Consider the following 574-nt stretch of genomic DNA (forward strand, 5'->3'; position numbering starts at 1 on the left):
TAGACTTCCGCTGAAAACCTATTCACCCCCCCTCTAGGTTTGCCTCTCTGGGCCAACAATTGGTATCAGAGCCTAGCTCTGTATTTTTCAAAATTAGTGTGTGCATAATTTTGATTATACTTGCTTAACTGCAATAGAGTATAAAGATCATGGCATTAGTTTTTGAAAAACATCCTTTATTTGATGGAACAAATTTTTGCTATTGGAAAGCATGCATGTCATTTTACCTTCAAGGTTTTCATTTAGATTCTTGAAAAATCATAGTTCATGATGATGATTCAAAATGCTTATCTTCAAATATGGAAGCTATAGATTTATTGCATAGTGCTTTAAGTAATGATGTAATTTCTAAAATCTCTAGTTGCACATCGGCTAAAGATATTTGGGATAAGTTAGAATATCTTTATGAGACTAATATTGTTTCCTCCGAAGTTCTTGTTAATAACTATTTTGTAGAGGAATCAATCATTGCAACAATCGATATCAAGGATGTGCAAAAGCAAGATATTGCAAATGATGAATCATCCATCTTAGTGCCAAACATGGATACTCAAATGGAGATGGAGAGCAATGA

Annotated in this window: 1 protein-coding gene; it reads left to right on the plus strand. The window is 33.3% G+C overall.

All coding sequences use genetic code 11. The annotated features are described in order from the left end of the window. Positions 1-299 precede the first annotated feature (299 nt). Positions 300-574 (plus strand): hypothetical protein (locus tag ACFIJS_RS09295; protein WP_375651346.1); only part of this gene is annotated, 275 nt, incomplete at its 3' end.

Origin of the sequence: Bartonella sp. OT172YNZD, from assembly GCF_042193725.1 — a bacterium.
Classification (GTDB): domain Bacteria; phylum Pseudomonadota; class Alphaproteobacteria; order Rhizobiales; family Rhizobiaceae; genus Bartonella; species Bartonella grahamii_A.